Below are 17,313 nucleotides of genomic sequence, written 5' to 3' on the forward strand. Positions count from 1 at the left end.
CGGTCGTCCGGTCGGCAGGCTACTGCCCGCCCTCCGGCTGGGCGAACTGAGGTTCGTCGGCCTCGCGCACCGACTCGATGTCGAGCGAGGAGAGCTCGTCGATCGCGACCTCGGCCCCGATGTCCTGCAGCTGGAAGCGGGGGCCCTTGGGGAAGGTGATCGCGGCGGTGAGCGCGTCGGGCTCACCGATCACGTCCACGACGTACGGCGCCTTGAGCCGCTCGCCCTCGACCGTCAGCCCGCCCACGCCCTCGTCGAAGTAGGTCTGCGCCACGACCCGGACGGTGCCGTTGAGCTGGATCGCCTCGGCACCGGCGGTGCGCAGCCCCTGCAGCATGTCGAGGAAGGTGTCGACCCGTACCGGCTCGTCGTCCGGCTCGATGGTGATCCGGATGCCGGGCCCGGTGACCGCGACCTGGCCGGCGAGCACGCTGAGCGTCTCGGCCTCGGTGCGCGCCCGGTCGAGCGCGACGCGCCGCGACTGGGTGTCGTCGCGGAGGTCGTCGCGCTCCCGCTCCAACCGCCGGATCTCCGCCTGCGCCCGCTGGGTGGTGGCCGAGAGGCCGTTGAGCACCTCGATGAGGTCCTGCTCGCGGTAGCCGGCGTACGTCGCGTCGTCGCCGGCGGTGCGCACCTGGGTCACCGCCGCGAAGCCGAGCAGGGCCAGCAGCACGCCGAGCACCACCTGGCCGCGGGAGGGCCGCAGCAGCGCGTGCCCGAGCCGCCGCAGCCCCGGGGGGCGGGCGGCCTGCTCGTCGGCGTCGACGCCGGGGCGGGGATCAGGCACCGAGCACGTGCCTCCGGATCGCGGCGACGTTGGAGAAGATCCGGATGCCGAGCACGACGATGACGCCGGTCGAGAGCTGTCCGCCGACCCCGAGCTTGTCGCCGAGGAAGACGATGCCGGCAGCGATGACGACGTTGCTGAGGAACGAGATCACGAAGACCTTGTCGGAGAAGATCTCGTCGAACCAGGCCCGGAGGCCGCCGAAGACGGCGTCGAGCGCGGCCACGACCGCGATGGGCAGGTAGGGCTCGAGGGCGAGCGGCACGTCGGGGCGCAGCACCACGCCCAGCACCACGCCCAGCAGCAGGCCGAGTGCCGCGATCATGGTCCGCCCTCCTGGGTCAGCATCGGGGTCCGCGCGTCGCGCGGCTGCAGCGAGCGCAGGCCACGCACCTGCGACGACGGAGCGCTCGGGAGCGTCAGCCGGTCGACATTCTGCCGCTCCACCACGAAACCGTACTGGTCGGCCAGCGCCTCGAAGCGCACCCCCGAGTAGGTCTGCAGGAGGTTGGCCTGAAGGTCGCGGGTGTCGCCGATCGCCGAGACGACGTACGGCGGGGTCAGCGGCGCGGCGTTGACCTGGATGGCGTCGCCGCTGTCGCTGAAGGGGCTGAGCGCGGTCAGCCGGGCGCCGTTGACCGCGATCGCCTCGGCCCCGGCCGCCCAGAGCCCGTTGACCAGCTGGTGCAGGTCGGCGGCACGCACCCGGGTGATGTCGTCGGAGCCCGGCGGGTCGTCGACGGTGAACCGCACGCCCTCGCCGCTGACGGCGACGAACCCGGTGGCGACCTGGAGCGAGCGCAGCCGGGCCCGCGCGGCCTGCAGGGCACCGGCCAGGGCGGTCGCCGTCTCGGCCGAGCTCGCGTTGCCCGATCGCAGCGTGGCGATCTCCTCCTGCTGGGCGGCCAGCGCCTCGCGGCGGGCGGTGATCCGCTCGATCAGCGCGGCGCGGCTCAGCTCGTCGGTCTCGCGGTTGGCGGTGGTCTGCAGCACCGCCATCGCCCCGAGCAGGCCGACGACGACCAGCACGGCCACCACGAGCGCCGGCCGAGCCGGTGTCCGGCCGCTCCCCGCCACGCGACCGTGCCGCTCGGCCACGACCCGGTAGTCCTGCTCGAGGGAGTCCTCGACGATCCGGTCGAGCAGCGGCATCGTCACCCGCGACGGGAGCCGCTCCCCCGCGCCGCTCCGGTCGCGGTCGGGATCGTGGCGGTCGGGATCGTGGCGGTCCCAGGGGCCCGGCACCTCAGCCGTCCTGTCCCGCGGCCCTGCGCTCGGTGGTGGCGAGCAGCTTGCGGACCTGCCAGGCGTAGAGGATGCCGGCCCACCAGTACAGGCCCAGGCCCCACAGCGCGAACGCCCAGCCGAAGACGCGCGCGAGCGTCGAGACGACGCCGTCGCCCTCTCCCAGCAGCAGCAGCGGGAAGGCGTAGAGCAGGTTGAACGTCGCCGCCTTGCCGAGGAAGTGCACCGGCAGGGCGCTGTAGCCGCGGGTGCGCAGCAGCGGCACCAGCCCCCACATCAGCAGGTCGCGCAGCGGCAGCGACACCGCCATCCACCAGGGGATCACGTCGCGCAGCGCCAGCCCGACCACGACCGCGAGGATGTAGAGCCGGTCGGCGACGGGGTCGAGGATCTGCCCAACGACGGTCTGCTGGTCGAGCCGGCGGGCCAGCCAGCCGTCGAGGAAGTCGGTGGCGCCGGAGACCATCAGCACGACGAGGGCGAGCTCGTCCTCCTCGGGGCCGAGCACCAGCCACAGGAAGAGCGGCACGCCGGCCAGCCGGAGCATGCTGAGGACGTTCGGGAGCGTCCACACGCGATGGCTGAGGTGCTGCTCGCTCACCACCACTGTCCCTGCTCTGTCCCGCCGTGTCGCACGCCCTCCCGGAGGCCCCGGGCTGCGGCAACCCTATCGGCCGCGGCTCATGCTCCCGGGACCGGCGTGGCGGCGCCGTCGTCGTGGTGCACGGCGTCCCGGATCTCCCCCACCAGGACCTCCAGCACGTCCTCGAGGGTGGCGATGCCGACGGTCCGGCCGACCTCGTCGACCACGCGCGCCATGTGGGCGCCGCGGCGCTGGAGGTGCTCCAGGGCGTCGTGGAGCAGGTCCTGCTCCCCCACCGGCGCGAACGGCCGGATCCACTTCTCCGAGATCACCCGCTGGCGGCGTTCCTCGTCGGACTCCAGCACGTCCTTGATGTGCAGGTAGCCCACGAGGTCGCCGTCGTCGCTGGCCACCGGGAACCGGCTGAAGCCGGTCGCCGCACACAGCGCCTCCACGTCGGCGGCCGTGGAGCCGCGGCTGACGGTGGTCAGGTCGCCGGTGCGCAGCAGCACCGCGCTGACGCTCTGCTCGGTGAAGCCCAGGGCGCCCGAGAGGCGGTCGTACTCGTCGTCGGCGATGAGCCCCTCGCCGCGCGACTCCTCGACCATCGCGGCGACCTCCTCGCGCGTGTAGGTCGAGCTGACCTCGTTGACCGCCTCGATCCGTAGCAGGTGCAGGGTGCCGTTGGCGAGCGCGTTGAGGCCCACGATCACCGGCCGCAGCATCGTGACGATCGCGTACATCGGCGGGCCGAGCACCAGCGCGGCCCGCTCGGGGCCGGCGATCGCGATGTTCTTGGGCACCATCTCGCCGAGCACCACGTGCAGGAAGACCACCAGGCCGAGGGCGAGCACGAGGGCGATGGGGTGCACGAAGCCGTCGGGCACGCCGAGGTCGTGGAAGACCGGCTCGAGCATGTGGGCGATCACCGGCTCGCTCACCGCGCCGAGGCCCAGCGAGCAGATCGTGATGCCGAGCTGGGCGCCGGCCATCATCAGCGAGACGTTCTCCATCGCGTGCAGCGTGGTGCGGGCCATCCGCGATCCGGCCTGGGCGCGCGGCTCGATCTGGGTGCGCCGCGCGGAGATGAGCGCGAACTCCGCGCCCACGAAGAACGCGTTGGCGGCCAGCAGGACCAGGGTCAGGACGATGCCGACGGTGCCGCTCATCGACGACCACCGCCCTCGAGGCCGGAGCGGTCGGCGGCCCGGTCGCCCCGCTCGTCGCCCTCGGCGCCGTCGAGCAGCCGCAGCGAGAGCCGGTCGATGCGCAACCCGTCCATGTGCTCGACGGTCAGCACCGCCAGCCGCTGCCGGGGCTCGTCGCCGGGGTCGGGGTCGGGCACCGGCACCTCGGCGAGCTCGCCGCGCTCCGGCACCCGCCCCAGGGTGCGCAGCACCAGGCCGGCGATCGTGTCGTAGTCCTCGCTCTCGGGGAGCGCGACGCCGGTGAGGTCCTCGACCTCGTCGGGGCGCAGCAGGCCCGACAGGCTCCAGGAGCCGTCGCGGCGCAACCGGCCCCGGGCGCCGACCCGGTCGTGCTCGTCGGCGATGTCGCCGACGATCTCCTCGACCACGTCCTCGAGCGTCACGATGCCGGCGTGGCCGCCGTACTCGTCGAGCACGACGGCGAGCTGCAGGCCCTCGGCGCGCAGCAGCGCGAGCAGGGGGTCGAGCCGCAGCGAGTCGGGTACCACCACCGGCTTCACCATGAGGTGCTTGACCTTGGTGGTGGAGCGCTCGTGCAGCGGCAGCGCCACCGCGTGCTTGACGTGCACGGTGCCGACGACCTGGTCGTCCTCGTCGAGCACCGGGAACCGGGAGTGGCCGGTCGAGCGGGTCAGCTCGATCACCGCGGCGGCCCGGTCGTTGACGTCGAGGCTGTGGGTGCGCACCCGCGGCGTCATGATCTCGCCGGCGGTGCGGGTGCCGAACTCCACCGAGCGCTCCATCAGCTCGGCGGTGTCGGCGTCGAGGGTGCCCTGGTCGGCCGAGCGCTGGATCAACGAGGCGAGCTCGGTGGAGCTGCGCGCCGAGCGCAGCTCCTCCTGCGGCTCGATGCCCAGCCGGCGCACGATGGCGTTGGCCGAGCCGTTGAGCAGCCGGATCGGCGCCCGGGTCAGCGAGGTGAAGCCGCGCTGGAACCGCTGGGTGGCGCGGGCGGTCTCGAGGGGTCGCGCGATCGCCAGGTTCTTGGGCACCAGCTCGCCGAAGATCATCGTCAGCACGGTCCCCAGCCCCAGCCCGATGCCCACCGAGACCGGACGGACGGCGCCGCCCGGCAGGCCGGCCGCCTCGAGGGGGTCGTCGACGATCTGGGCGATCGCCGGCTCGGCCAGGAAGCCGATCGCGAGGTTGGTCAGCGTGATGCCGACCTGCGCTCCCGACAGCTGGGTCGAGAGGCTGCGCAGGGCCTGCTGGACGCCCTGCGCACTGCGGTCGCCGGCGGCGGCCGCGCGGTCGATCTGGCCGCGGTCGACGGTGACCAGCGAGAACTCCGCGGCCACGAACAGGCCGCAGGCGGCGACCAGGAGGAGGGCGATGGCCAGGAACAGCCAGGACATCAGATCGGCTCTCCGCGCTGACCCGGGGCGGGCGGGGAGAGCCGGCTACTTTGGCAGCCGTCCATCGAGGTGGGCAGGCCCTTTCGTGGGTCAGGTGGTCGGTCGCGGTGCGGCACCCAGGGGCGACGCGGCCGGGCCACAGAGTCTAGCCAGAACGGGCCCCGGCGCCGAACGGGTCGACTTGGTAGTCCGAACGGGTGGTCCGACCCCAGAAACCCCTGGGGGTATCGGGGAGTCGTCCTAGTCTGCGGTCAGCGTGGCCGGTCCGGGAGGGGCCGGCTCCCCCCGACGCTCCAGGAGTACGAGCATGGCTCATGGATCTGCGGCGACCCGACGCGCACTCGTGCGCGGTGCCGGTGTCGTCGCGACCGCCGCGGCGGTCACGGTCGCGCGCCCGGGAGGAGCGGACGCCGCGGCCTACGTCCCCGGCCACTACCAGGGCGGCAACCTGCTGCCCGAGGACCAGCGCCACCTGGTGACCCGGTTCAGCTACGGACTCACCCCCGCCCTGGCCACCGAGGTTCAGGCGGCCGGCGGTGCGGTGAAGTGGTTCACCCGCCAGCTCAACCCGGCCCTGGTGACCGACACCTTCACGGCGCAGAGCGCCTCGTGGTTCCCGAGCCTGGACCGCAGCCCCGAGGAGCTGTGGAAGCGGCAGGTCGACCTCACCGAGCCCGGCTGGCAGGTGATGCAGGACTACCAGCGGCTGCTGCTGCTGCGCCGGGTGATGAGCAAGCGCCAGGTCCTCGAGGTGATGACGGAGTTCTGGGAGCACCTGCTCCACGTGCCCGTCGTCGACGACGGCGCCTTCACCCACCGGGCGTCGTACGGCGCGATGATCCGCAGCAAGGCACTGGGCCGCTACGACGCGCTGCTGCACGCCGCGATCACCCACCCCGCCATGCTCGTCTACCTCGACGGCGCGACCTCCACCAAGAGCCACCCCAACGAGAACCTCGGCCGCGAGCTGCTCGAGCTGCACACCGTCGGCAGGGGCCAGTACGACGAGGACGACGTCAAGAACTCGGCGCGCATCCTCACCGGCTACCACGTCGACAAGTGGCGCACCTGGGCCGCGTCGTACCGGACCGGCGACCACTACACCGGCGCGGTGCAGGTGATGGGCTTCCGGGCCGCCAACCTGGTCCCCGACGGGCGCGACGTCGTCAAGCGCTACCTCAGCTACCTGGCGCACCACCCCGCGACGGCGCAGCGGATCGCGCGCCGGCTGGCGGTGAAGTTCGTGCGCGACGACCCACCGACCGCGCTGGTCAACCAGCTCGCCTCGATCTACCTCAAGAACAAGACCGACATCCGCCCGGTGCTGCAGGCGCTGGTCGCCTCGAGCGCGTTCAAGACCTCCGCCGGCGCCAAGCTGCGCGACCCCGGCGAGGACGTGGTGGCGACCTACCGGGCGCTGGGCGTGACCATCGGCGCCAAGCCGACCGGGGCCCCGCTCAAGGAGTCGGCGCACGTGTCGATCCTGTGGCAGGCCATGAACCTCGGTCAGGCCCCCGGCGCGTGGCCGCAGCCCAACGGCCAGCCCCTCGACAACGAGTCGTGGAGCTCGCCGTCGCGGATGATCGCCTCGCTGGAGATGCACTACCTGATGTCCGGGGCGTGGTGGCCCAAGACCGGCATGACCTACCGGCCGCCGGCGGCCTGGCTGCCGAAGACGTCGATCCGGATGGACGAGCTCGTCGACTACCTCTCCCAGCGGCTGCTCCACCGCCGCTCGACCAGCACGCTGCTCCAGGCGTGCTGCGAGTCGGTGGGCGTCGAGCCGACCACCTGGCTGAGCCCCACCTCGGACGTCGTGCGCTGGCACCTGATGCGCGTCCTCAGCACCATCCTCGACTCCCCCGCCCACCTGACGAGGTGACCCCCGTGACCCGCACCTCCCCCCGCCCGGCCGCGTCGCCGTGCTGCGACGAGTTCGCCCGGGTGAGCCGGCGCGGTCTCTTCGGCGCGGCCGCCGTGGCCGGCCTGTCCACCACCATCGGCTCCGCGGTGCTCACCGCCGGCCCCGCCTCCGCGGCGCCCGCCGACTCGGTGCTCGTCGTGCTCTCGATGCGCGGCGCCGCCGACGGGCTCTCGCTCGTGGTGCCCTACACCGACCCGGTCTACTACCAGGCCCGCCCCGGCATCGCGGTGCCGAAGAACGCCCTGCTGGCCACCAACGGCACCTTCGGCCTGCACCCGCGGATGGAGCCACTGCTGCCGTTCTGGAACTCCGGTCGGATCGCCGCGGTCCACGCCGCCGGGCTGCCGGTGGCCAACCGCTCGCACTTCTCGGCCATGGAGGCGCTCGAGGACGCCGACCCCGGCAGCACGACCCGGGTCGGCTGGCTCAACCGCCTCCTCGGCGGCATCCCCGGCAGCTCGCCGCTGCAGGGCTTCAACATCGGCGGCGGCGTGGTGCCGACCGCGATGTTCGGCCCGCAGCCGGTGATGGCCTCCGGCGACGTCAGCCGGGTGCTGGTGGCCGGCGACGACGAGTACGACGTGGCCGCGGGTCGGCGGCGGTCGCTCGACACGCTGTGGGGCGACGTCGCGACGTCGTACGGCCGCGGCATGCGCACGGCGTTCTCGGCCGTCGACACGTTCGGGCCGGTGCGGGGCGCCGCCGACACGACCGCGGCGTACCCCGACACCGACCTCGGGAAGGCGCTGGCCCAGGCCGCGCGGGTGATCCGGGGCAACGTGGGGGTGCAGGTGCTCACGGTCGACCAGGGCGACTGGGACATGCACACCGACGTCGGCACCCTCGAGTGGGGCGCGATGATCGACAACGTCGACGAGCTGGCCCGCTCGCTGGCGGCGTTCCTCAACGACCTCGGCGACCAGACGTCCAAGGTCACGCTGGTCGCGCTCAGCGAGTTCGGCCGCCGGGTGACCGAGAACAGCAGCTGGGGCCTCGACCACGGCTACGGCAACGTGATGTTCGTGATGGGCGCCGGGGTGCGCGGCGGCTACTACGCCGACGGCTTCCCCGCGCTCAGCAACACCCTCGACGCCGACCTGCCGGTGACCACCGACTACCGCAACGTGCTGGCCGACGTCGTGACCCGGCGCTTCGACGTCTCCTCGGCCTCGGTCTTCCCGGGGCTCAGCCGCAAGAGCCTGGGGTTCATGCTCTGAGCGGTCCGCCGCACCCGTGACAAGAACACGTTCTACCTGTCACCGTGCTCCTCAGGCGGGCCGCGGACGGCGTCCCGCACCGGACGAGGGGTGGGGCGATGGCGCTGCGGGTCGTGCAGTGGGCCACCGGTGGGGTCGGCAAGGCGGCGATCGAGGCGGTCCTGGCCCATCCCGAGCTGGAGCTGGTCGGCTGCTGGGTGCACTCCGCCGACAAGCACGGCGTCGACGTCGGCACCCTGGTGGGGCGCGGGCCGATCGGCGTGCTGGCGACGTCGAGCCGCGAGGAGGTGCTGGCGCTCGAGGCCGACTGCGTGGTCTACGCGCCGCTGGTGCCCGACCACGACGAGGTCGCCGCGCTGCTGCGCTCCGGCAAGAACGTCGTGACCCCGGTGGGGTGGTTCTACCCCTCGGAGAAGGACGCCGCCCCACTGGTCGAGGCCTGCCGCGCGGGCGGCACCACCGCCCACGGCACCGGCCTCAACCCGGGCGGTATCACCGAGCTGCACCCGCTGGTGTTCTCGGCGATCTCGTCGGCGGTCACCTTCGTGCGCGGCGAGGAGTTCTCCGACATCCGCACCTATGACGCCCCCGACGTCGTGCGCCACATTATGTGCTTCGGCGCGACCCCCGAGGAGGCCCGCCAGGGCCCGATGCTGAGCCTGCTGGGCGGTGGCTTCAAGCAGTCGGTGCACATGTGCCTCGACGTGCTGGGCTTCAGCCGCGACGCCGAGCTGCGCACCTCCCACGAGGTCGCCGTCGCCACCGCCCCCATCGACTCCCCTATCGGCGTCATCGAGCCCGGGCTGGTCGCCGGGCAGCGGTTCGTGTGGGAGGCCGTGGTCGGCGACACCGTGGTGGTCCGGGTCGCGGTCAACTGGCTGATGGGCGAGGAGCACCTCGAGCCCGCGTGGGACTTCGGCCCCGAGGGCGAGCGGTTCGAGGTCGAGGTGCACGGCGACCCGAGCTCGTTCGTCACCATCAAGGGCTGGCAGCCGCAGACGGTCGAGGAGGGCCTGCTGCGCAACCCCGGCATCGTCGCCACCGCCGTGCACTGCGTGAACTCGATCCCCTACGTCGTCGCCGCCGAGCCGGGCGTCAAGACGTACGTCGACCTGCCGCTCGTCGCCGGCCGGGCGCACCCCGACCTCGCCTGACGGGGTGGTCGGTTTCCCCGGTGAACCGGGGAAACCCGCACTGGTCGGCTAGAACTTTGGCCGAGAAGTCGAGGTTCTGGCCGAGAGGTCCGGCCGTACGCCGTGCGGGTGGGGTCCCCGGTGAACCGGGGGAACCGTGACTTCTCAGCCAGAACTCTGGCCGAGAAGTCGAGGTTCTGGCCGAGAGGTCCGGCCGGGGCCGGCCGGCGGCCAACGCGGGCGGCCGGCCGACACCCACGCCCGGACGCAGCAGGGCCCGCGACACCGGACGGCGTCGCGGGCCCTGCTGCGAGGCGTGGATCAGGGACGGCCGTAGAAGACCGAGCTGGTCCAGATCCGCTCGCGCGACACGCTGCGCCCGGTGGACGGGGCGTGCCAGATCGAGTGGCCGCCGGCGTAGATGCCGACGTGGTAGACCCCGCTCCCCCCGGTGAAGAACACCAGGTCGCCGAGGCGGGGCTTGCCGACCCGTCGCACCGCGCCGGCCTGGGCCGAGGAGGTGCGGGGCAGGTGGCGACCGACCCGGGCGTAGACCCACCGGGTGAACCCGGAGCAGTCGAAGACGCCCGGCCCGTTGCCGCCGTAACGGTACGGGCTGCCGGCCTTGGAGGCGGCGATCCGGACCACGCGCTTGCCGCGCGAGGCCCGGTTCTTGTTGTCCGCGGCGCCGCCCTGGGGGACGACGCGCTCGGACGTGGCGCCCAGGGGCGCCCGGTGGGCACTGGCCGCGGGGGCCAGGGCGACGAGGCTCGCGGCCGGGAGGCCGACGAGCAGGACGAGTGCCGCAGCGAGCGAACCCAGACGGGTACGCCGCGACCGGTCACTGCGGGGGTGGGCAGACGGATGGGCAGGGTGGTACGAGCGCATGTGTGCGATCTCCGGCGGCGACGCCTTCGGAAGCTCACCTGTCGGGTTGGGACTGCCGTTGCCCCGGCCGGACCTCGTGGGCCCTGCCTTCACCCCCAGCCGCTCCGGGTCTCCCCGGGTCGGCGTACTGCTGGCTCTCCCGCGTCCGTCACCACACGCCCCTCGCGTGCTCGTCGTCACCCGGGGCCGTGACGGACTTCGGCGCGACCCGGGCGGCCCCGCCGATCCGACGGGGACTCGTCGGCACTCTGCCCCATCTGGTTCACGTTTCACCAACCGGGGCGGCGCGATCTGCGCCACATCACGAGCGCGATCCGGGTTTGTTGACCCACGACGGCGGCCGGCCGGCCGTCGCACGCAGACCGCTGGTCAGCGCCTGACCTGCATCGATGCCGGGTGCGGCGCAGGCCGGCCCGCAGCGCAGCCGTCCTGGCGGCGACCGCCGCGAATAGTCGATTATTTTACTCTTGTTTTGGCCGGTAACGCCCTGCGACCGCCGGGAACAGGTCTGGACACCGGCCCGTCGTGCTCCCGCCCGGGTTCCTGCGTGCGCTTCAATGCCGTCACGTGACGGGGCCGGTCCCGGCACCGCCTGAGAGGGGATCCCGATGTCCGACACCACCACCACCGACACCCCGGCCAGCCCGCTGGTCCGCGGGCTCGGGCTGCTCGTGATCCTGGCCGCCGGCATCGTCAGTCTGCCGCTGGCCGCGGCGCCGATGGACGGCGAGGGCTCGGAGAACTGGATCATCCCGCTCCAGCTCGTCGGCATGGCCGTGGTCGGCGCCGTGGTCGGCCGGCTGACCGGCTGGGGGCTCGCCAGGGGTGCGGCGATCGGGCTGGCCTGCGCGGTCGTGGGCGTGGCGATCTTCTTCGTCCTCCTCAACGGCTGGGACGGCGCCTGAGCTCACCCGCTCCCCCCGGCGACGCCGGTGCCGTAACCGCTGGCTGTGACGGCTGGGGCGTGACAGCTGGGCTGTGACATCCTGCGACCAGGCCTCCCGAGGAGGCCCCGGACGAGGGGTGCCGTACCCGGTCAGCGACAAGACGGCGCCGGGAGGTGCTCGTCGTGGCGTGGGTCGTGCTGGTCGTGTCCGGGGTGCTCGAGGCGGTCTGGGCCACCGCCCTGGGCCGCTCCGAGGGGCTGTCGCGTCCGTGGCCGACCACGGTGTTCGCGGTCGCCCTGCTGCTCAGCATGGGTGGGCTGGCCTGGGCGATGCGGACCCTGCCGACCGGCACGTCGTACGCCGTGTGGGTGGGCGTCGGCGCCGGGCTCACCGTCGGGTGGGGCATGGCCACCGGCACCGAGCCGGTCAGCGTCGTGCGCGTGCTGCTGATCCTCGGGCTCGTGGGCTGCATCGTCGGGCTCAAGCTCGCCCACTGAGCCGCCGGGCCCCGAGCCACGGCCGGCGCGCCGTCAGGCCAGGGCGCGGAGGTGGTGCACGAACGCGGGGTTGGTGAGCGCCCACGGCCCGCGGGCGGCGCGCACCAGCGCGATCGCGTCGTCGGGGCGGTGGCCCATCCGCACCAGCGCCGAGGCGACCACCAGCCCCGACCGGTTCAGCCCGCCCGAGCAGCGGACCAGCACCCGGCCGCCGGCGGCCACCGCCGCCTCGACCCGCTCGGCCAGCTCGGCCACCCGGGCTGCGATGCCAGGGTCGACGCCGGCGTCTGCCATCCGGGCGACCTGGTGCTCCACGCCGGCGGCGGGGCCGTAGCCCTCCCGGGTCGTCATGCTCACCACGAGGTCGAACTCGTCGGCCACCACGCACGCCGTCCGCGACTGCGAGCGCACGTCGTGCCCGCCCTGGAACAGCCCGGGCACCACCTCGTTCCACGGCTCCTCGCAGAGGGGGATCGACGTGGCCCGGCCCGAGCCGCGGCAGGCGGGGCAGTCGGGCATCGCGTCGGGCTCGGCGTAGCAGACGTGGCAGAGCACGGGTCCTCCCCTCCTTGCGTGCCGGATCGCCGGGGTCCGGCGGCCGTCGGAGTCTAGGGGGCGGGAAGGTCCACGGGACGGGTGCGCTCGAGGACGTGCACGCCGTCGGGCAGCACGTAGACCAGCGCGGGCGTCGACGAGCCGGGGGCCAGCACCAGCTGTGCGGGGCTGCCAGGGTCGGCCTCGGGGAACGGCGTGGGCAGGGCCTCGGGCTCGGCCACCCGTCCCCGGGGGTCGATGCTGGTCGCGCCCACGAGCTGCACCGACTCGTCGTCCTCGCCCACACCGGTGAGGAACACGTGCAGCACGTCGTCGGCCCCCGCCCGCACCTGCAGGCCGACGTGGGCCGGGGCGCCCGAGGCGGTCACCAGCGGCAGCGCCCGGGCCACGCCCACGTCGGGCAGGGCGAGCCGCAGCCGCCGGGCGGGGGTCAGCGTGAACGGGGTGCCGGACGGGGTGCGGTAGGCCGCCACCCGGCGCAGCGACCCGTCGGCGGGGTCGACGGCCACCGGTCGCCCCTCCGCCGACGAACCGTAGAGCAGCCGACCGTCGCTGTAGGTAGGCGCGAAGGACCCGTCGACCGCGACCTGGTCGGGCCGGCCGTCCCGAAGCCGGAGCAGCCAGGTGCGGTCCGGCTCCTGCCGGGCCGCGACCAGGGTGCCGTCGTCGAGCACGTGAGGCAGCTGCCACTGGAACAGGGTGCCGTCGACCAGCAGGTCCGGGCCGAGGCGCACGGCCCCCAGGTACCGCCCGTCGGCGTCGTGGTGGGCGAGACGCCGCTTCGCCGCATCGAGGAACCACCAGGTGCCGTCGGGCGCGGGAGCGCCGTACTCGGGGCCGAGGTCGAGGCTGCCGGAGTCGCCACCGGGGGCGGTGCCGAGCGACTCGGGTCCGGGTCCGTAGGGCACCACGAACCGCTCGCGCCATCCTGGTGGCAGCCCGGACGACGCCGCCGGCACCACGAGGCGGTCAACGTCGAGGTCCCGCTCCCCCGCCGCGGTCGCCGTGGGCGTCGCGTCCGTCGAGGCACTCGCATCCGACGAGACCGGCTGCCGGGTGGCGGTCGGGGACGACGACGGGTCCCGGTCCGACGAGCAGGCGGCGAGCAGCAGCGCCGCGAGCAGGAGCCCGGCGAGCAGGACTGCGCGGGCGGCCGGGGGGCGGTGGGGGCGACCGGCCACCGTCGTCCTCCCCTCCGACGGACGCCCTGCCCGCCTGGGTCATCGTGGTGGTCGCGGTGGGGAGTGACAAGCCTCAGCCCGCCGGGGCCACCCCTGGCACGACCTCGAGCCGGTCGAGGAGGAACAGCACGGCCTCGGCGAACGGGTGGCCCTCGGCCCGGCGCACCACCTCGGGCCAGTCGACCTGCTCGCGCAGGGCGCGGAGCACCGGCAGCACCGCGGCGACGTCGCAGTAGTGCTCGGTGAGCGCGAGCAGCTTGTCGGAGACCAGGTCGGTCACTGACACGACCGGCATCTCCACCGACAGCACGCCGCGCGACTCGGCCCGCTCGAGCTCGCCCTCGACGGTGGCGCTCAGCGAGCGGTGGATCACGTCGACGACCGACGGCCCGATCGGCACCTTGAACAGCCAGTCCTCGGGCGGCTGCACCACGGTGAGCCCGGCCGCCGCCAGCTCGGCGGCCAGCTCCTCGGCGTCCTCGGCCCGGACGAGGAAGTCGACGTCGTTGATCGACTCCGGTGCGCCGTGCGCCCAGGCGGCGTAGCCACCGGCGAGCGCGAACGGCCGGCCGGTGCCCTTCAGCACGACCGCCACGGTCTTCAAGGCCTCGCGCAGGTCGTCGCTGGTGGGATTCATGCGGGGCGGGTACCCGCTGGCCTCCGCGGGCATGACCGGCTGCCCACCGGGCAACGGGGGGTCATGCGCCTGGCGACGTTCAACATCCTCAGCGGCCGCTCCCCCGTCGACGACGTCGTGGACGAGCAGCGCTTCGCCGACGCGATCACCGCCCTCGACGCCGACCTGCTGGGCCTGCAGGAGGTCGACCGCAACCAGCCGCGCTCGCAGCACGCCGACCTCACCGCGATCGCGGCGGAGGCGATGGGGGCGCCGCACCACCTGTTCGTGGCCGCGCTGACCGGCACCCCCGGAGCGACCTGGTCGGCGGCCACCGGCGAGGAGCAGCCGGACTCCGCGGCCTACGGCGTCGCCTTCCTCAGCCGCCACCCGGTCGTCGGCTGGCAGGTGGTCCGACTGGCGCCGGCACCGGTGCCGGTGCCCCACCGGTTCCACGACCAGGTGCTGCCGGAGTGGGTGCGCGACGAGCCGCGGGTGGCCGTGGTCGCCGAGGTCGACACCCCGGCCGGGCGGATCGACGTGGTGACCACGCACCTGTCGTTCCTGCGGGCCTGGAACGGACGGCAGCTGCGCCGTCTGCTACGCGCGCTCCCCCGCTCCCGGCGGCCCCGGGTGCTGCTGGGGGACCTCAACATGGGCCGCGAGCGCGCCGAGCGGATCACCCGCATGCGCCCCCTGGCCACGGGTCCCACCTTTCCGGCCGCCGGCCCGGAGGAGCAGCTCGACCACATCCTCACCGACAGCTCGCTCACCGCGCGCCACGGCGGCCCGCAGCGGCTCCCGATGTCGGACCACCTCGCCCTGGTGGCCGAGGTCTCCTGACGGGGCCCGCCCTCGGGTGGTGGGTGGCGGGGTGGTGGGTGGCGGGTGGCGGTGCGTCAGCCCCCGTTGCGGGTCGGTGAATCGAGGCCTGCTCACCGCCGCCCGGCGCCGCGCGAGGCGGCGGTGCGTCAGCCGCTGTTGCGGGTCGGTGAATGGAGGCCTGCTCACCGCCGCCCGGCGCCGCGCGAGGCGGCGGTGCGTCAGCCGCCGTTGTGAGTCGGTGGACGGAGGCGTGCTCACCGCCGCCCGCTCGCCTGGCCCGGTGCCGGCCCGAGCGCGGCCAGCAGGACGGCCCTCAGCCCACCGTGCCACGATCCGCCGCCTCGGCGGCCATCGTCCGTTCGCCGCGGCGCTGCACCAGCAGGCCGACCACGACCAGGAGCACGCCGAGCGCCAGGAACCCGAGGTCCCAGGCCAGCGGGCCGCCGAGGTCGTCGCGGACGTGGTGGATGCCGAGCAGCTGGTGGTCGACGAGTCCCTCGACCAGGTTGAACCCGCCCCACCCGACCAGCACGCCGCCGAGGTGGAACCCCCAGCTCGGGGCCAGCCGGCCCTGCCGCCACTGCGCGAGGGTCACCAGCGATGCCCCGACGACGAACAGCCACGTGAGCACGTGGAAGAACCCGTCGGCCAGGATGTTGACCTCGAGGCCGGCGACGGTCGTGGTCGACTCCTCGCTGCTGAGCAGGTGGTGCCACTGCAGCAGCTGGTGGAGCACGATGCCGTCGACGAAGCCGCCCAGGCCGATGCCGTACATCAGCCCGGCCGCCCGTGACGGCCGCTCCCGCGCCGTGGTGCTCATGCGGGTCGGTTGCCGAGGGCCCGGCTTTCATCCCACGGCCTCCGACGGGCGTGGCTATCGTGCCGCTGTGGCCGCCCATCCGCCCTCCCCGTCCACCACCCCTCGGAGCCTGCCCCGGGTCGGGGCGCCGGCCACCCGCGCGCTCGAGGCGGCCGGCTACCGCACCCTCGACGACCTGGCCGGGGTGCCGAGCACCGAGCTCGCCGCGCTGCACGGCGTCGGGCCCACGGCGGTGCGGATCATCGAGGCGGCGCTGGCCGAGCACGCTCCAGAGCCCACCACCACACCCGCCGTCCGTGCGAAGGTCGACTTCAAGAGGACCTTCGACCCCTACCGCGCCCGGGCGGGCGAGTTCCGCACCCTCGACCTGCCGCCGCTGCAGTACCTCATGGTCGACGGGCACGGCGACCCCAACACCGCCCCGGCGTACGCCGAGGCTCTCGCGGCCCTCTACCCCGTGGCCTACAAGATCAAGTTCGCGAGCAAGCAGGAGCTGGGCCGCGACTACGTCGTGCCGCCGCTGGAGGCGCTGTGGTGGGCCGACGACATGGACGCCTTCACCACCGCGCGCGACAAGTCCGCGTGGAGCTGGACCGTGATGCTGATGGTCCCCGACTGGATCACCCGCGACCGGTACGACGGCGCGGTCGCCCGGGTGGCGGCCGCCGACCCGCCTGCCGCGCTCGCCCGGGTCCGCCTGGAGACCCTCGAGGAGGGCACGGTCGTGCAGACCCTCCACGTCGGCCCGTACGACGACGAGGCCGAGGTGCTGGCGCGCCTGCACCACGAGGTGATCCCCGCCGCCGGGCTGCGGATGACCGGCCGGCACCACGAGATCTACCTCGGCGACCCGCGTCGGGTCGCGCCCGAGCGGCTGCGCACCATCCTGCGCCAGCCGGTCGCGCCGGTCGAGCCGGCCGGGACGGTCGAGCCGGCCGGGACGGCTGGGGCCTGACCGACTACCCCGCCGACGCCGGACCGGTCGCGGGCCCGCCCAGCACGACGCCGATCAGCCGGTCAAGCTCGGCACCGGCCAGTCGCCGCGACGTCATCAGCCGGGCGTAGACCAGCGCCCCGACCAGCGCGAGCGCCGCCAGCTCCGCGTCGGTGTCGGGCCAGTCGCCGTCGTCGACGCCACGCCGGACGGCGCGCACGAGGCGGGCCCGCCGAGCGTCGTTGGCGGCGTGGTGGACGGCGCGGAACGCCGGGTCGCGCTCGGAGCCCTCGATGATCGCCGGCAGGCACTCCGCCACCAGGGAGTCGTTGAACGCCGAGTCCAGGTGGCCCAGCAGGGCCCGGACGTCCTCCCGCGAGTCGTCCCGGGCGGTTGGCTGCGGGTGCACCGCGCGCAGGGCGGCGACCACCAGGTCGGCGCGCTCGGGCCACAGCCGGTAGATGGTGCTGCGAGCGACCCCGCTGCGGGTGGCCACCCCGTCGATGGTGAAGCCGCCGTAGCCCTCCTCGGCAAGCTCGCGCACGGCCGCCTCGAGCACCGCGGCGCGGGAGCGCGTCACCCGCGGGTCCTCGCGGATCCCCTCGTCCGTCATGAATACCTCCCGCCTTTTGCAACACAACTGTTGCACAACTGTCGG

General features: G+C 73.9%; 19 protein-coding genes and 1 riboswitch. Of the genes, 7 read left to right on the top strand and 12 right to left on the bottom strand.

Annotated features, from left to right (window positions below; all coding sequences use genetic code 11):
* Nucleotides 1-19: 19 nt before the first annotated feature.
* The 6 genes from JT721_RS07605 to JT721_RS07630 all read right to left on the bottom strand — a co-directional run bounded on the left by JT721_RS07605 (nucleotide 20) and on the right by JT721_RS07630 (nucleotide 5,178).
* Nucleotides 20-787 (bottom strand): DUF881 domain-containing protein, encoded by a 768-nt coding sequence (locus tag JT721_RS07605; RefSeq protein ID WP_307827943.1) that lies wholly within the window; start codon nucleotides 785-787, stop codon nucleotides 20-22.
* The gene (locus JT721_RS07610) at nucleotides 780-1,112 is read right to left on the bottom strand and encodes a small basic family protein (RefSeq protein ID WP_205472349.1); all 333 of its coding nucleotides are present in this window, start codon (nucleotides 1,110-1,112) and stop codon (nucleotides 780-782) included. The genes JT721_RS07605 and JT721_RS07610 overlap by 8 nt, the downstream gene beginning before the upstream one ends.
* On the bottom strand, nucleotides 1,109-2,032 hold the full coding sequence (locus JT721_RS07615; RefSeq protein WP_205472350.1) for a DUF881 domain-containing protein: 924 nt from the start codon (nucleotides 2,030-2,032) through the stop codon (nucleotides 1,109-1,111). The genes JT721_RS07610 and JT721_RS07615 overlap by 4 nt, the downstream gene beginning before the upstream one ends.
* Nucleotide 2,033: 1 nt before the next feature.
* Nucleotides 2,034-2,633: a CDP-alcohol phosphatidyltransferase family protein gene (locus JT721_RS07620; RefSeq protein ID WP_205472351.1), complete on the bottom strand. Its 600-nt coding sequence runs from the start codon at nucleotides 2,631-2,633 to the stop codon at nucleotides 2,034-2,036.
* 80 nt (nucleotides 2,634-2,713) lie between these two features.
* A complete protein-coding gene (locus JT721_RS07625) occupies nucleotides 2,714-3,784 on the bottom strand; it encodes a hemolysin family protein (RefSeq protein ID WP_205472352.1) in 1,071 nt (356 codons plus the stop codon).
* Nucleotides 3,781-5,178 (bottom strand): hemolysin family protein, encoded by a 1,398-nt coding sequence (locus JT721_RS07630; RefSeq protein ID WP_240340308.1) that lies wholly within the window; start codon nucleotides 5,176-5,178, stop codon nucleotides 3,781-3,783. Before JT721_RS07630 ends, JT721_RS07625 begins: the two co-directional genes overlap by 4 nt.
* Nucleotides 5,179-5,485: 307 nt before the next feature.
* Between JT721_RS07630 and JT721_RS07635 the strand changes: the two genes are divergently transcribed.
* From JT721_RS07635 to JT721_RS07645, 3 genes are all read left to right on the top strand, one after another.
* Nucleotides 5,486-7,060, top strand: coding sequence for a DUF1800 domain-containing protein (locus tag JT721_RS07635; protein ID WP_205472353.1), 1,575 nt, complete (start codon nucleotides 5,486-5,488; stop codon nucleotides 7,058-7,060).
* 5 nt (nucleotides 7,061-7,065) lie between these two features.
* Complete coding sequence (locus JT721_RS07640; RefSeq protein ID WP_205472354.1) at nucleotides 7,066-8,319, top strand: DUF1501 domain-containing protein; 1,254 nt, start codon at nucleotides 7,066-7,068, stop codon at nucleotides 8,317-8,319.
* Nucleotides 8,320-8,417: 98 nt separating this feature from the next.
* A complete protein-coding gene (locus JT721_RS07645; RefSeq protein WP_205472355.1) occupies nucleotides 8,418-9,473 on the top strand; it encodes a dihydrodipicolinate reductase in 1,056 nt (351 codons plus the stop codon).
* A gap of 300 nt (nucleotides 9,474-9,773) precedes the next feature.
* Here JT721_RS07645 and JT721_RS07650 read toward each other — a convergent pair whose 3' ends face one another.
* Complete coding sequence (locus JT721_RS07650; protein ID WP_205472356.1) at nucleotides 9,774-10,340, bottom strand: C40 family peptidase; 567 nt, start codon at nucleotides 10,338-10,340, stop codon at nucleotides 9,774-9,776.
* Nucleotides 10,341-10,948: 608 nt separating this feature from the next.
* Between JT721_RS07650 and JT721_RS07655 the strand changes: the two genes are divergently transcribed.
* Nucleotides 10,949-11,245 carry a hypothetical protein gene (locus JT721_RS07655; RefSeq protein WP_205472357.1) on the top strand — a complete coding sequence of 99 codons (297 nt, stop codon included), beginning with the start codon at nucleotides 10,949-10,951 and terminating at the stop codon, nucleotides 11,243-11,245.
* A gap of 87 nt (nucleotides 11,246-11,332) precedes the next feature.
* Nucleotides 11,333-11,397, top strand: a riboswitch (guanidine-III (ykkC-III) riboswitch).
* Nucleotides 11,398-11,409: 12 nt separating this feature from the next.
* Nucleotides 11,410-11,724: a multidrug efflux SMR transporter gene (locus JT721_RS07660; protein WP_205472358.1), complete on the top strand. Its 315-nt coding sequence runs from the start codon at nucleotides 11,410-11,412 to the stop codon at nucleotides 11,722-11,724.
* A gap of 33 nt (nucleotides 11,725-11,757) precedes the next feature.
* Here JT721_RS07660 and JT721_RS07665 read toward each other — a convergent pair whose 3' ends face one another.
* From JT721_RS07665 to JT721_RS07675, 3 genes are all read right to left on the bottom strand, one after another.
* A complete protein-coding gene (locus JT721_RS07665) occupies nucleotides 11,758-12,279 on the bottom strand; it encodes a dual specificity protein phosphatase family protein (protein WP_205472359.1) in 522 nt (173 codons plus the stop codon).
* Between the two features lie 53 nt (nucleotides 12,280-12,332).
* Nucleotides 12,333-13,460 carry a hypothetical protein gene (locus JT721_RS07670; protein ID WP_205472360.1) on the bottom strand — a complete coding sequence of 376 codons (1,128 nt, stop codon included), beginning with the start codon at nucleotides 13,458-13,460 and terminating at the stop codon, nucleotides 12,333-12,335.
* A gap of 73 nt (nucleotides 13,461-13,533) precedes the next feature.
* Nucleotides 13,534-14,097 carry a hypothetical protein gene (locus JT721_RS07675; protein WP_240340309.1) on the bottom strand — a complete coding sequence of 188 codons (564 nt, stop codon included), beginning with the start codon at nucleotides 14,095-14,097 and terminating at the stop codon, nucleotides 13,534-13,536.
* A gap of 63 nt (nucleotides 14,098-14,160) precedes the next feature.
* On the opposite strand from JT721_RS07675, the gene JT721_RS07680 reads away from it, so the two are divergent.
* A complete protein-coding gene (locus tag JT721_RS07680; RefSeq protein WP_205472361.1) occupies nucleotides 14,161-14,919 on the top strand; it encodes an endonuclease/exonuclease/phosphatase family protein in 759 nt (252 codons plus the stop codon).
* 295 nt (nucleotides 14,920-15,214) lie between these two features.
* Here JT721_RS07680 and JT721_RS07685 read toward each other — a convergent pair whose 3' ends face one another.
* Nucleotides 15,215-15,721 (bottom strand): DUF2243 domain-containing protein, encoded by a 507-nt coding sequence (locus JT721_RS07685; RefSeq protein WP_205472362.1) that lies wholly within the window; start codon nucleotides 15,719-15,721, stop codon nucleotides 15,215-15,217.
* A 67-nt stretch (nucleotides 15,722-15,788) separates the two neighbouring features.
* Here JT721_RS07685 and JT721_RS21330 point away from each other — a divergent pair, with 67 nt between their 5' ends.
* A complete protein-coding gene (locus JT721_RS21330) occupies nucleotides 15,789-16,676 on the top strand; it encodes a GyrI-like domain-containing protein (protein WP_307827944.1) in 888 nt (295 codons plus the stop codon).
* Between the two features lie 4 nt (nucleotides 16,677-16,680).
* Here JT721_RS21330 and JT721_RS07695 read toward each other — a convergent pair whose 3' ends face one another.
* Entirely contained in the window at nucleotides 16,681-17,268 is a 588-nt protein-coding gene (locus JT721_RS07695; protein ID WP_205472363.1) for a TetR/AcrR family transcriptional regulator, read from the bottom strand.
* Between the last annotated feature and the right edge of the window lie 45 nt (nucleotides 17,269-17,313).

Origin of the sequence: Nocardioides sp. SYSU D00038, from assembly GCF_016924665.1 — a bacterium.
Taxonomy (GTDB): domain Bacteria; phylum Actinomycetota; class Actinomycetes; order Propionibacteriales; family Nocardioidaceae; genus Nocardioides.